The 12,089-nt window shown below is 73.9% G+C and carries 12 protein-coding genes and 1 pseudogene; 6 read left to right on the forward strand and 7 right to left on the reverse strand.

Annotated features, from left to right (window positions below):
* Positions 1-523: 523 nt before the first annotated feature.
* Positions 524-1,099 carry an O-methyltransferase gene (locus AAH979_RS21220; protein ID WP_239312401.1) on the forward strand — a complete coding sequence of 192 codons (576 nt, stop codon included), beginning with the start codon at positions 524-526 and terminating at the stop codon, positions 1,097-1,099.
* An 85-nt stretch (positions 1,100-1,184) separates the two neighbouring features.
* Here the strand turns inward: AAH979_RS21220 and AAH979_RS21225 are convergent, their stop codons facing one another.
* Positions 1,185-2,741 (reverse strand): leucyl aminopeptidase family protein, encoded by a 1,557-nt coding sequence (locus AAH979_RS21225; protein WP_346259859.1) that lies wholly within the window; start codon positions 2,739-2,741, stop codon positions 1,185-1,187.
* A 146-nt stretch (positions 2,742-2,887) separates the two neighbouring features.
* Positions 2,888-3,055 (reverse strand): DUF3117 domain-containing protein, encoded by a 168-nt coding sequence (locus AAH979_RS21230; RefSeq protein ID WP_007455245.1) that lies wholly within the window; start codon positions 3,053-3,055, stop codon positions 2,888-2,890.
* Positions 3,056-3,242: 187 nt separating this feature from the next.
* Between AAH979_RS21230 and AAH979_RS21235 the strand changes: the two genes are divergently transcribed.
* From AAH979_RS21235 to AAH979_RS21250, 4 genes are all read left to right on the forward strand, one after another.
* On the forward strand, positions 3,243-4,067 hold the full coding sequence (locus AAH979_RS21235; protein ID WP_346259860.1) for a PaaX family transcriptional regulator C-terminal domain-containing protein: 825 nt from the start codon (positions 3,243-3,245) through the stop codon (positions 4,065-4,067).
* Positions 4,064-4,852 carry an enoyl-CoA hydratase-related protein gene (locus AAH979_RS21240; protein WP_346259861.1) on the forward strand — a complete coding sequence of 263 codons (789 nt, stop codon included), beginning with the start codon at positions 4,064-4,066 and terminating at the stop codon, positions 4,850-4,852. The genes AAH979_RS21235 and AAH979_RS21240 overlap by 4 nt, the downstream gene beginning before the upstream one ends.
* Positions 4,853-4,952: 100 nt before the next feature.
* On the forward strand, positions 4,953-6,251 hold the full coding sequence (locus AAH979_RS21245; RefSeq protein WP_346259862.1) for a DUF1800 domain-containing protein: 1,299 nt from the start codon (positions 4,953-4,955) through the stop codon (positions 6,249-6,251).
* An 18-nt stretch (positions 6,252-6,269) separates the two neighbouring features.
* Positions 6,270-7,523, forward strand: a complete 1,254-nt coding sequence (locus tag AAH979_RS21250; RefSeq protein WP_346259863.1) for a DUF1501 domain-containing protein — start codon at positions 6,270-6,272, stop codon at positions 7,521-7,523.
* Between the two features lie 31 nt (positions 7,524-7,554).
* On the opposite strand, the gene AAH979_RS21255 is transcribed toward AAH979_RS21250, so the two are convergent.
* The 4 genes and pseudogenes from AAH979_RS21255 to AAH979_RS21270 all read right to left on the reverse strand — a co-directional run.
* Positions 7,555-8,154 carry a hypothetical protein gene (locus tag AAH979_RS21255; protein WP_346259864.1) on the reverse strand — a complete coding sequence of 200 codons (600 nt, stop codon included), beginning with the start codon at positions 8,152-8,154 and terminating at the stop codon, positions 7,555-7,557.
* A 4-nt stretch (positions 8,155-8,158) separates the two neighbouring features.
* Positions 8,159-8,749, reverse strand: a complete 591-nt coding sequence (locus AAH979_RS21260) for a DNA-3-methyladenine glycosylase I (RefSeq protein WP_346259865.1) — start codon at positions 8,747-8,749, stop codon at positions 8,159-8,161.
* A gap of 125 nt (positions 8,750-8,874) precedes the next feature.
* Positions 8,875-9,393, reverse strand: a complete 519-nt coding sequence (locus tag AAH979_RS21265; protein WP_346259866.1) for an SRPBCC family protein — start codon at positions 9,391-9,393, stop codon at positions 8,875-8,877.
* 590 nt (positions 9,394-9,983) lie between these two features.
* Positions 9,984-10,337, reverse strand: a pseudogene (locus AAH979_RS21270) (DivIVA domain-containing protein); the annotation flags it as partial.
* 225 nt (positions 10,338-10,562) lie between these two features.
* Here AAH979_RS21270 and folP point away from each other — a divergent pair.
* On the forward strand, positions 10,563-11,432 hold the full coding sequence (folP, locus tag AAH979_RS21275; RefSeq protein WP_346259898.1) for a dihydropteroate synthase: 870 nt from the start codon (positions 10,563-10,565) through the stop codon (positions 11,430-11,432).
* Positions 11,433-11,550: 118 nt separating this feature from the next.
* Here folP and ndhC read toward each other — a convergent pair whose 3' ends face one another.
* Complete coding sequence (ndhC, locus tag AAH979_RS21280; protein WP_318400221.1) at positions 11,551-11,931, reverse strand: NADH-quinone oxidoreductase subunit A; 381 nt, start codon at positions 11,929-11,931, stop codon at positions 11,551-11,553.
* Positions 11,932-12,089: the final 158 nt, after the last annotated feature.

Genomic DNA, 12,089 nt, shown 5'->3' on the forward strand with positions numbered 1-12,089 from the left:
GAGGGCGTCGGCGGCGGGGGATTCCCCGGCGTCGCCGTCCCGTCGGGCTGGCGCCAGTTCCAGCCGTCCGTCACGTTCGCTGCCTCCCAGTCCGTCCCTGAAGCCGGGCGCCGCGCGGGCCGGGGCGACCGGTTCCGGCCGCGGCGTCCGGGTTCCGCATCCAGGATCGCACGGATGGCCGATTACCGGTCATCGGTTGGTCCGAGGCAGCGGCGCTGTCCGAGGTACGCGCCTGCCGATCACGTACCGCCACCCTTAGGCTCATACCCGCAACCCCGCCCCGGTCCGCCGTCCCACCGCCGCCGTTCCACCGTCACCCCGCGAACCCGCCGTCCGCAAGCTCCGCCCGCCGGAAATCCCGGCACTCCCCGAGACGCACCGCAGACCGAGTTTCCCTCCCCAGGTTCCATCCCCAGCCGAGTCCCTCGCCGCCCGGAGGTGCCCCATCGCCACGGTCGCCCGGTCAGTCAGTACGACGACCGCCCAAGCACTCCAGTTCGCCGAAGCGTACGTCGCCGAGGACCTGGTCCTGCGTACCGCCCGCAGCCTGGCCAGGGAGGTCGGGCTGGACGCCGTCACGCCGGGGACCGGTGCCACGCTCCGGCTGCTGGCCGCGGCCGGCAGTGCGCGAGCCGTCGTGGAGATCGGCACCGGTACCGGGGTCAGCGGGCTCTGGCTGCTCCGCGGCATGCGCCCCGACGGCATCCTGACCACGATCGACGTGGAGACGGAACACCAGCGGATCGCCCGGCGGATCTTCCAGGAGGCGGGCTTCGCCTCCGGGCGTACCCGGATCATCACCGGCCGGGCGCTGGACGTGCTGCCCCGGCTAGCCGACGGTGTCTACGACCTGATCTTCGTCGACTCGGAGGTCGCGGAGTACAGCGCCTGTGTCGAGGCGGCGCTGCGGCTGCTGCGCCCCGGCGGGGTACTCGCGCTGCACGGCGCGCTGGCCGCCGGCCGGATCGGCGACCCGGCCGCCCGGGACGTGGAGACGGTGACCGTCCGGGAGGTGGTCAAGGCGGTCCGCGAGTCGGAGGAGTGGACCCCTGCGCTGCTGCCCACCGGCGAGGGACTGCTCGTCGCGGTCAAGCGCTGACCGGACCCGGTCCAACCCCGGCCGGACCCGCCCGCACCGGCTACGGCTGCGTCGCCAGCCAGCGCGGCGCTACGGCTGTGCAGTGCTACGGCTGCGTCGCCAGCCAGCGCAGCAGGGTGCGTACGCCCCAGCCGGTCGCGCCCTTGACCAGCTCGCCGTCGTTGCCGTCGGACCAGGACGGCGCCGACATGTCCAGGTGTACCCAGCGGTCCCGCAGGTCACCGGCGAACTCCCGGAGGTAGAGCGCGGCGGTGACCGATCCGGCGCCGTGGTTCGGGGCGCTGTAGAGGTCGGCGATCTCGCTGCCGAGGTATTCGGCGTAGTCGGTGGGGAGCGGCATCCGCCAGGCCCGCTCGCCGGCCGCCTCGGCCGCCGCCAGCACCGCCTCGGCCAGCTCGTCGGTGTCGCTGTAGAGGGCGGCGGTCCGCTTGCCGAGCGCGACCGCGTTCGCCCCGGTGAGGGTGGCGAGGTCGACCAGCAGGTCCGGCGCGAGCCGCGCCGCGGCGTAGCCGAGCGCGTCGGCCAGCACCAGCCGGCCCTCGGCGTCGGTGTTGGTGCTCTCGCTGGTCAGCCCGTTGTAGTGCCGCACCACGTCGCCCGGCCGGTACGCCGAGCCGCTGACCATGTTCTCGGCGAGCGGGGCGAGCGCGGTGACCCGGACCGGTAGCCGGAGCGCGGCGGCGCCGAGAACGGCGGCGACCACGGCCGCCGCACCGCCCATGTCCTTGCGCATCAGCTTCATGCCGTCCCGGGGCTTGATCGAGACGCCGCCGGTGTCGAAGGTGATGCCCTTGCCGACGAGTACCACGTGCCGGCCCGCACCCTCGGGCCGCCAGCTCAGCTCGACCAGCCGGGGCCCCTGCGCCGATCCCCCGCCGACGGCGAGGATGCCGCCGAACCCCTCGGCGGCGAGCCGGTCCGGCTCCCGGATCTCGACGGTCAGCCCGTCCCGGCCGGCGGCCGCCTCGACCACCCGGTCGGCGAACCAGGCCGGGCTCTTCACCGAGGAGGGGGTGTTGGTCAGGTCCCGGGCGAACCGGGTCGCCTCGGCGACCACCCGGGCGGTGTGCAGAGCCGCCCGGTAGGGCTCCGGGTCGGCGACCGCGAGCAGCACCTCGGTCAGCGCGGGCGGGTCGCCGGCGGCTCCGTCGGCGTCGGGCATCCGGAACCGGTACGACGCCAGCCAGATCCCTTCGGCGAGCCCGCGTACCACCTCCGGGGTGGCATCGGCCGGAATCGCTATAGTGATCGAACTCTCACGCGTGGCCGCCCTGACCACCGCCGCCCCGCCAGACCGCCAGCCGGCCTCGTCGCCGTCACCCACACCGGCCAGCAGCAGCCGGGTCGGGGTGCCCTGCGGCCGGATCGACCGGTGCAGCGCGCCCGCGCCCCCGGGCTGGTCGAGGTACGGCAGCAGCGCGGTCGCCTCGGCGGCCAGCTCGGCAGGCAGGGCGAGAAAGGTGGGCAGCACTCGGCCGGCCGGCTCGGTGCCGTCCTGGGTACCCGATCCGGCCTGGTCGGTCGGGCCCGGGTCGATCCGTGCCGGCCCGGCGGCGGGCTCACCCGGCGGCTCCGGAGGTGCGACCGGCAGGGCCAGGGTCTCGAACCCGCTCGGGTCGACTACCAGACGGATCGACAGCACGCCGGCGTTACCTCCAGACGATCTTGTGTGGGCGGGAGAAACACCCGCCCGGCATCACGACCCTGGGCCACCGGCGACACCGCCGGTGGCCCAGGGTGAGAAACCCCGCCGGACGAGACGTACCGCCCGGAGGAGTCGGCGTTCACTTAGCCGGCGGCGGCCTTCAGCGCGTCACCGAGCGCGTTGGCCTCGTCGGGAGTCATCTCGACGACGAGCCGGCCACCACCCTCCAGCGGAACCCGCATGACGATGCCCCGGCCCTCCTTGGTGACTTCCAGCGGACCGTCGCCCGTCCGCGGCTTCATCGCCGCCATGTTGTCTCCCCTCAGACCTTCATCAGGGTCGGTGGGTTACCCCACATCCATTTGGTCAGCATCACCGCCCAAGGCCGCGGTGCCGACCAACGATTTTCCCTGATGAACACCGCCGGACCCAAACCGAACCAGCGTTGATGTAACAGCATCTAGCTTATCTTGAGAAGGGGTGTCACAATGTGCGGTCATGCAGGCACGGTCGGCACTCTTCGACCTGTACGGCGACTACCTCCGCTCCCGGGGTGGACGCGCACCGGTGTCCGCGCTGGTCAAACTACTATCCCCGCTCGGCATCGCCGCACCCGCGGTCCGTACCGCGGTCTCCCGGATGGTCCGGCAGGGCTGGCTGCACCCGCTCCGACTGGCCGCCGGACCGGGCTATCTGCTCACCCCGAGAGCGGCCCGACGACTCGACGAGGCGGCGGCCCGGATCTACCGCACCGGCAAGATCGGATGGGACGGCCGATTCGACCTCATCGTGCTTGAAAACGGCACGAATCGACGGGACCGGCAACGCCTCGCCGCCAACCTGAGCTATCTGGGCTACGGCATGCTCGACGAGCAGACCTGGGTCGCCACCCGGCCCGGCGAGGACGTGGACGCCCTGCTGACCGAGGCCGGGGTGCGCTACGAGCGGTTCACCGCCACGCACACCGCCGGCACGCCCGGGGCGATGGGGGTGGTCCGGCGGGCCTGGGACCTCGACGAGATCGCCAACGCGTACCAGGAGTTCGTCTCCGAGCAGCGGCCGCTGCTCGCCGCGGTGACCGTACGCAGCTGCGACGAGGACGCGTACGCGGCCCGGTTCCGGCTCGTGCACGCATGGCGTACCTTCCTCTTCCGGGACCCGCAACTGCCTCCCGCGCTACTGCCCGAGCGGTGGCCCGGGACCAGCGCGGCAGCTTTCTTCGACCGGCACGCCGCGCGGCTGCGCCCGGCCGCCGACCGCTTCGTCGAGCAGTGCCTCGACGGAAACCACCGGACCGCCCGACAGAAGGGTCAACACCCGTGACCGAGCCGTTGCTCATCGACCGCTCCGACTCCGTGGTCACGCTGACCCTGAACCGGCCGGCCGCGATGAACGCGCTGGACGTGGCGCTGAAGGAGGCGCTGCGGGACACCCTGGCCGAGTTGGAGCACGACCGCTCCTGCCGCGCGGTGGTGCTCGCCGGTGCCGGGTCGGCCTTCTGCGCCGGCCAGGACCTGCGGGAACACGCTGCCACGCTGGCCGATGGCGGCACCGACCCGCTCGACACGGTCCGGACCCACTACAACCCGATCGCCTCCCGGCTGGCCAGCCTGCCCAAGCCGGTGATCGCGGCGGTACGCGGCATGGCGGCGGGCGCCGGAGCCTCGCTCGCCTTCCTCGCCGACTTCCGGATCGGCGGCCCCGGTACGAGCTTCCTGCTGGCCTTCGCCAAGGTCGGTCTGGCCGGCGACACCGGCGCCTCCTGGTCGCTGCCCCGGCTGGTCGGCCACGCCAAGGCGGTCGAGCTGCTGATGCTCGCCGAGCCGGTACCGGCCGACGAGGCGTACCGGATCGGGCTGCTGAATCGGCTGGTCGACGACGAGCAGGTGCTGGAGACCGCGCAGGAGCTGGCCGTCCGGCTGGCCGCCGGACCGACGGTGGCGTACGGGGCGATCAAGCGGCAGCTCTCGGTCGGCGACGCCGGCACCCTCTCCGAGGCGCTGGCCGCCGAGGCCCAGGCGCAGGCGATCTGCGGCGCCACCGCCGACCACCGGGCCGCCACCACCGCCTTCGTGGAGAAGCGCCGGCCGACGTTCGAGGGCCGCTGACCGTCCCCGGGCACCGGCATCGCCGGAATCACCGCTGACGCAGACCGATCTCGATCGCCGGCCTTCCGAGCTCGTACCCAACCGGCCTAGGGTCAGCCGCATGGTCGATCGGGACGCCGTCGTACGCCTGCTGCGCCGCGCCACCTTCGGGCCGACAGTCGCCGAGGTGGAGTCGGCCGGACGCGCCGGGCTGGCGGCCACGCTGGACCGGTTGCTCAGCCCGGTCGGCACCGACCCCGGCGCGGCGGCCACCCCGCCCCCCGAACTCGGCGCCGACGCGTACGCCGGGATCACCAGGGAGTCCGGTCGGGAGCAGCGGCAGCAGGCCCAGAAGCAGCGGGCGGAACAGGTACGCGGGCTGGTCGACTGGTGGCTGGACCGGATGGTCGCCGCCGAGCACCAGCTCACCGAGAAGCTGGTCTTCTTCTGGCACGGGCACTGGGCGACCAGCGTACGCAAGGTGCGCTCTGCCCAGCTCATGCTCGGGCAGCTAGACACCTTCCGGCGGTACGGCCGGGGGCCGTTCGAGGCACTGGTCCGGGCGATGGTGCGGGATCCGGCGCTGATCCTCTGGCTGGACGGGCAGAAGAACACCCGTACCGCCCCGAACGAGAACCTGGCCCGGGAGCTGATGGAGCTGTTCACCCTCGGCATCGGGCACTTCACCGAGGCGGACGTCAAGGCCGGGGCGCGGGCGCTGACCGGCTGGCAGGTCGACCGGCGTACCGGCGAGGCGCGGTTCGTCCGGCGCCGGCACGATCCGGCCGGGAAGACGATCCTGGGCCAGACGGCGGCGTTCGACGCCGACTCGTACGCCCGGCTGCTGGCCGCCCGCCCCGAGGCCGGCGCCTTCGTCTCGGCTCGGCTCTGGGCCCGGTTCGCCGGCGCCGACGCGCCGCCACCGGAGGCGCTGGCCGGTGGCACCACCGTCGAGGTGCTCCGGGCGCTCTTCACCGCGCCGGAGTTCGGGCAGGCCCGGGGCGGGCTGGTGAAGCAGCCGGTGGAGTGGGCGGTCGGGGCGATGCGCCAGCTCGGCATCCGGCCCGGCAAGCTCCCCGACCAGCAGCGCCGGGAACTGGCCAACCGGCTGGCCGGGATGGACCAGGTGCCGCTGCGACCGCCGAGCGTCGGTGGCTGGCCGGCCGGCCCGGCCTGGCTGACCACCTCGTCGTTGCAGGCCCGGATGCGGCTGGCCGCGCTGCTGGCCGGGGCCGCGGCCCCGCAGGTGACCCGGCGGCTCGCCGGCACCGCCCGGGACGACCGGCCGGAGGCGCTGGCCCGGCTGCTGGTGGTGGACCGCTGGACGCCACGCACCCGGGCCGCCCTGGCCCCGCTGGCCGACGACCCGCGCCGGCTGCTGGTCGCCGGGCTGGTCAGCCCCGAGTACACGGTCAGTTGACGAGGAGGGGACGAGCGGATGGACATCCTCACCCGACGCAGGTTCCTGCTCGCCAGTGGCGTGGCCGGGGCGGGTGCGCTCGCGGCCGGCGCAGGCGCGTACGGCCTGTCGGACCTGTTCGACACGGCCGGTGACCGGGACCCGCAGGCCCGTACCCTGGTCCTGGTCACCCTCTACGGCGGCAACGACGGCCTGAACACCGTCGTCCCGTACGCCGATCCGGCCTACCAGGACGCCCGCCCCGAGCTGGCGTACTCGGCCGACGAGGTGAAGCGGCTGGACGACCGGGTGGGGCTGAACCCGGCGCTGGCCGGGCTGCACCGGCTGTACGGCGAGGGCAGGCTGGCCATCGTGCGCGGTGTCGGATATCCGACACCCAACCGCAGTCACTTCCGCTCGATGGACATCTGGCAGACCGCCCGCCCCGACCGCCCCGAGCACACCGGCTGGCTGGGCCGCTGGCTGGACGGGGTGGGCGGCGACCCCCGGCTCGCGGTCTCCTTCGAGCCGACCCTGCCGCCGCTGCTCGCCGGTGCCCGCAGCGCGGGTGCCGCCGTACCGGTGACCGAGCGGAAGGCCCGCCGCCCGGTCGGCGACCCGACGCTGGCCAAGCTCGCGGTGGCGGAGCCCGGCGAACCGGCCGGCCAGGCCCGGGCCGCCGCCTGCTTCGCCGACCTGCGCGCCGTCGACGCGATGCTCACCGAGGTACGCGACGCGGCCGAGGAAGCCGACGAGGCCGACGACGGCGGTAACGACGACCGGCCGGCCGCGACCGCGACCGGCGGGGCGCGCAGCCCGCTCGCCGCCCAACTCGACCTGGTGGCGCAGTGCGTCGAGGCCGGGGTGTCGAGCCGGGTCTTCTCGGTCTCGCTGGGCGGCTTCGACACCCACGCCGACGAGAAGCAACTCCAGGCGGTGCTGCTCGGCCAGGTCGACAAGGCGCTGACCGGCTTTGTCGACCGGATGGCCGGCACCGAGGCCGGGCGCAGGGTGGTGGTGGCGGTGTACTCGGAATTCGGCCGGCGGGTCCGGGCCAACGCCTCGGACGGCACCGACCACGGCACCGCGTCCGACGTCTTCCTGCTCGGCGCCGGGGTACGCGGCGGCCTGCACGGCGAACCGCCCAGCCTGACCCGGCTCGACGACGGCGACCTGCGGTTCACCACCGACTTCCGGGACGTCTACGCCAGCCTGCTGGAGCGGGTCCTCGACACCGAACCGGAGCAGGTGCTGGCCGGCTGGCGGGGCCGGCTGTCCGGGGTGCTGACCTGACGGCGGCCGGCAACCGGTGCCCGAGGGCGGCTCAGTCCTCGTCCTCCTCCGGATCCTGGTTGGCCTCGACGCCGAGCACGAACGCCTGCATCGCGAGCTCGTCGTCCGACGGTGCGACGAACGCCGGCAGCTCGCGGGGGCCCAGCTCCTGGACGTACGCCCAGAACAGCCGGACCGCCTCGGCCGGTGACCCCGCCTCGATCGGCAGGTCGAGGCTGACCAGGTAGTTCCGGCGCTCCGGCGATGGGCCGACCCGCCCGGCCAGCTCCTGGTAGACCGCTGGGTCGACCGGGGTGACCGGGCCGTCGAGGGCGAGCCGGTCGGCCGGGACCGGCTCATCGAAGACCTGCCGGGTGTACGTCACCGCGAGCGCCCCGGTCTCGCCCGGTCCGGACTGCGGATCGTCCGGATCCCGCTCCTCGACGCCGTCGGCGGCGATCACCCGGCCGAGCGCGACCACCAGTGGCGGCCGCTCGTCGCGGACCACCAGGACGGGATCGCCGGGGCCGGGTCGGGGCCCGCCGTTGCGGCCAGTCAGCTCCAGGGTGTCGTGGTGGAAGAGCCGCTCGGCCTCGTAGCGCTCACCGGGGATGACGACGGCCCACGTCCGGGCCGAACCCGCTGCACTCATGCCGCTATCCCATCACGGCGGCGGCCGGCGGCTTGACGTGGCAGCCGTCGAGGTGGTCGTCGACCATGCCGGTCGCCTGCATCAGTGCGTACGCCGTGGTGGGGCCGACGAACCGGAAACCCCGCTTCCGGAGCGTCTTGGCCATCGCGGTCGACTCTCGCGTGATCGCCGGCACCTCCGCAAAGGACCGGGGCCGGGCCGCCCGGGCGGCCGGGGCAAACGACCAGAGCAGTGCCGCCAGCCCGTCCGGCAGGTCGAGCGCGGCCCGCGCGTTGGCGATCGCCGCCTCGATCTTCGCCCGGTTCCGTACGATGCCGGCGTCGGCCATCAACCGGCTGACGTCCGCGTCGCCGTAGCCGGCCACGGTCTCCAGGTGGAACCCGTCGAAGGCGAGCCGGAACGCCGGCCGCTTCCGCAGGATGGTCAGCCAGGAGAGCCCGGACTGGAACGCCTCCAGCGTCAGCCGCTCGTAGAGCGCGTCGTCGCCGTGCAGCGGTCGGCCCCACTCCTCGTCGTGGTAGACGGCATAGTCCGGAGTGCTCGCGCCCCAGCGGCAGCGGGCCAGCCCGTCGTCGCCGGTCACCAGATCAGTCACGGCGTCAACGGTAGGCCAACCCGCCGACAACCCGCTGGTGACCGGCATCACCGCCGCCCGGTACGGCCACGGCCACGGGCACGGGCACGGGCACGGCCACGGGCACCGCCGGATGGTGCCGGGGGTCAGGGCAGTTGGCCGCGCTCCACCAGCCGGGCAAACCGCTTCAGCGCCTGGGTGAGGCCGAACTTGGAGCCGGGCCAGAGCACCGGCCAGGCCACCCGGCCGGCCGAGCCGCCGGGCAGGTGGAACCACTCGTGCCAGACCACCTGGGTCCGGTCCTCGGCCATCTGGGTGCAGCGCAACACCCCGGGACCGCGCAGCAGACCGCCGCAGTGCACCACCCGCACCTCGTACGGCGGGTCCACCCGGACCACCCGCATCTCGTCGCGGAGCACGGCCGGCCCGACCGCGGTGACCGCCTCCACCAGGCTGCCCTCGCCCCCGTCCCCCTCCACCAGGCGGACCCGGGTGAACGGGATCCAGTCGCCCTGCCGTTCCCAGGCGGTCAGCGCGGCGAAGACCCGGGGTGCGGGGGCCGCGACGATGACCGTCGCGGTGACCTCTCCGGCGCCGGGCTGGGCTGCTGCACGGAGCCCCTCGGTGCCGTCCGGATCCGCACCGCCCGGGTCGGCGGCGCTCACGCCCGCTCCGGTTGCTCCGCCGGTCCGCTCGGCCCGGCCGCCCCGTCTGCCTGCACCGGCCGCCCGACCCGGGTGGTGTGCGCCTCGTCGGCCGGTTCGTCCGACTCGTCGGCGGCGTCCGCCGGTACCGGCCGGGCCGGCTGGTCGTCCTCGCCGTCGCCGGTCGGATCGCTCGATCCGTTGCTGGCGGCCGGCCGGATCGGTGCCGTGGCCTCGGTCAGGTCGCCGTCCTCGGCCTCGATCACGGAGCCGCCCGCCCGGACCGGCCGGGTCGGGGCCGGTTCGTCGCCGTCCGTCCGGTCGTCCGTCGCTGGCGCGGCAGCCTCCGCCGGAGCAGGCTCGGGCCGGGGCGACGGCTCGGACCCGAACTCGACCGGCTGGAACTCGAGCGGCGCCGGCTCGGCCAGCCCGGACCGGCGCTCGGAGCCGCTCGGGCCAGCGCCGGCGGCGTCGGCCGGGCCGGTGACCGGTGGCACCGGCGACGAGTGGACCCCGATCCCGCCGGTCGTCGCCGCGGCGGCCAGCGTACGGGCCGAGGAGTTGTCGACCACGGCGTCCGGCGCGGCGCCGGCCGACCCGGCCGGTACGAGAGCTGCCTCCCGGGCCCGGCGGAGCACCTCGGCGTCGTCCAGCCGTCCCTCCCGCAACGCGGTGACCTCCGCCTGGAGCACCCCGATCAACTCGTCCTTGTAGCCGATGTCGTACGCCGTGCGGCGCAGCGCCAGGTCGACCTGGGCCATCCGGTACCCCCGCAGTGCCAGGTCGAACCGGACCTGCCCGACGTCGGTCTCCAGCAGCGGCCGGTTGCCGGGCAGCGGCACCGCCCGACCGTCCGGCTCGGCGGTGCCCAGCCCCGGATCGGAACCGGTCACCAGCACCGTCACCCCGAAGACCACCGCCGCGACGGTCAGCGCCACGACCAAGAGGAGCAGAACCTGACCCATCCGCCGATGGTGGCATGGCGAGCCGGGCCGGGCGACCCCGCCACCCCGGTCATTCTTCGACAGACGTGAAACCCTGCCCGCCGGCACCGCCGCCGGACCGGACGGCGGTGCTCACGGCGGCCCGGCACCCCGGCTCGCGGGCCCGACCGACGCGGGCGCCCGCACGGGTACGGCGGTCCGGAGCCGACTAGCGTGATCAGCGCGAAGACGGTGGAGGAGGAGTGGATGGCGGAGGCGCTTCGACTGGGGCGGCGCACGTTCGCGCCCGGCGACCTCGCCGTGATGGCGATCGTGAACCGTACTCCGGACTCGTTCTTCGACCGGGGCGTGACCTTCGCGGCGGAGAGCGCGCTGCGGGCCGTGGAGCGGGCGGTGACCGAGGGTGCGGAGATCATCGACATCGGCGGGGTGAAGGCCGGGCCCGGTGCCGAGGTGGATGTGGCCGAGGAGATCCGTCGTACCGTCGGCACCATCGCCGCCGTCCGGGCCGCCTTTCCGGACGTGGTGATCTCGATCGACACCTGGCGGGCCGAGGTGGCCGTCGAGGCAATCGCGGCCGGCGCCGACCTGCTCAACGACACCTGGTCCGGTGCCGATCCGGCGCTCGCCGAGGTGGCCGCCGCGACCGGGGTCGGACTGGTCTGCTCGCACGCGGGCGGGTTGACGCCGCGTACCCGGCCGCACCGGGCGGCCTTTCCCGACCTGCTGGGCGACGTGCTCGACACGGTCACCGGGCTCGCCGACCGGGCGGTCCGGCTCGGGGTACGCCGGGACGGCATCCTGATCGACCCGGCGCACGACTTCGGCAAGAACACCCGGCACTCGCTGGAAATCACCCGGCGACTCGGCGAGTTGACCGGCACCGGCTGGCCGGTACTGGTGGCCCTGTCCAACAAGGACTTCGTCGGGGAGACCCTTGACCTGCCGGTGGACCAGCGGCTGGAGGGCACCCTCGCGGCCACCGCGATCTCGGCCTGGCTGGGTGCCCGGGTCTTCCGGGCCCACCAGGTACGCCCGACCCGGCGGCTGCTGGACATGGTCGCCTCGATCCGGGGCGACCGGCCGCCCGCGGTGTCCCGGCGCGGACTGGCCTAACCCGCCCGGTCCGCTCTCAGACCCGGGTCGCTGAACCTTTCAACCTGAACCGCGCGGCGCCCACCCACCGCGTCCGACCTTGCGGTCCGCCGGACCGCAAGGGGAGGTTGAAGAAGGTTCACTGGGTCCAGCGGAGGATGTTCTTCCGCCAGGCGTAGAGGATGCCGAGGGCGAGCACGGCGACGAAGATGGCCATCTCGATCACCGTGACGAGGCCGAACCCGGGCCGGTCGAAGACCACCGCCCAGGGAAAGAGAAAGACCGCCTCGACGGCGAACAGGACGTAGAGATAGGCGTAGACGTAGTAGCGGATCTGCATCTGGGCCCAGTCGCTGCCGACCGGATCCAGCCCGCACTCGTAACTGGTCCGCTTGCCGGGCGGGTCCGCGGGGCGGGCCGGCCGGAGCACCCGATTGGCGGCGAACGCCCCGACGAAGACCAGTACGCTGGCGAGCAGCAGCAGCCCCAGCGTCGCGTACGACCCCAGGTATCCGGTCATGTGCGGCAGCCTACCGTCCGGTGTCGGGTTTCTGCCTCGTAGAATTCGACGTCCGGAGTTCGGTGATCTGGATAACGACACCGCTTTCCGGGTGGGGCGAAAGCACGCTAATGCTGCCATTACAGCGTCCCATGTGACGGACCTTGGGCAAGGATCAC

Origin of the sequence: Plantactinospora sp. ZYX-F-223 (assembly GCF_039649625.1) — a bacterium.
Lineage (GTDB): Bacteria > Actinomycetota > Actinomycetes > Mycobacteriales > Micromonosporaceae > Plantactinospora.